The 878-nt window shown below is 65.6% G+C and carries 1 protein-coding gene; it reads left to right on the forward strand.

The annotated features are described in order from the left end of the window. A partial coding sequence (locus ACFPPB_RS20320; protein ID WP_377330483.1) for an IS1595 family transposase occupies positions 1–863 on the forward strand: 863 nt, incomplete at its 5' end. Positions 864–878 lie beyond the last annotated feature (15 nt).

Below are 878 nucleotides of genomic sequence, written 5' to 3' on the forward strand. Positions count from 1 at the left end.
AGTGCCGCGAGGCGCTGGCGCAGGTGCGTTGGCCGGGCGGGTTCCGCTGCCAAGACTGCGGTCAGACCGGCCACTGTCATCTCAAACGCCGCGACGTGTATCAGTGCAACCGCTGCAAGCGGCAGGTGTCGCTGACCAGCGGCACGCTGTTCGCCGAGACCAAGTTGCCGTTGCGGACGTGGTTTCTGGCGATCTACCTGCTGACCCAGCACAAGAACGGCATCTCGGCGCTGGCGCTGCGGCGGCAACTGGGCGTGTCGTATAACACGGCGTGGCTGCTCAAGCACAAGCTGATGCAGGGGATGGTCGAGCGCGACAGCGAGCAGGTACTGGGCGGCATCGTGATGATGGACGATGCGTATTGGGGCGGCGAACGGCACGGCGGTGGCGTGGGCCGCGGCAGCCCCGGCAAGACACCGTTTGTCGCGGCGGTGCAGTGCACCGCCGAGGGGCACCCCATCGCCATGCGGATGGATGAGGTGGCGGGGTTTCGCAAAACGGTGTTGGCCGCGTGGGCCCAACGCCACTTGGCGCCGGGTACGGCGGTCGTCACTGACGGGTTGAAGTGTTTTCCCGGCGTGACCGATGCCGATTGCACGCATACCGCCATCCCCACCGGTGGTGGCGTCCCCGATCTGGGGCATCCCATCTTCACGTGGGTCAACACGATGCTGGGCAACGTCAAGAACGCGCTGCACGGCACTTACCATGCGCTGCGTCCGAAGTACCTGCAGCGCTATCTGTCCGAGTTCTGTTACCGCTTCAATCGTCGCTTCGACTTGGCCGCCCTGGTGCCGCGGCTCATCGTCGCTGCCGCGCGGACGCCGCCGCTGAGTTATCGGCTCGCAACGTTGGATGCGTGATGTGGGGAATCAGGA

Origin of the sequence: Rhodanobacter terrae, assembly GCF_042657005.1 — a bacterium.
Taxonomy (GTDB): Bacteria; Pseudomonadota; Gammaproteobacteria; order Xanthomonadales; family Rhodanobacteraceae; genus Rhodanobacter; species Rhodanobacter terrae.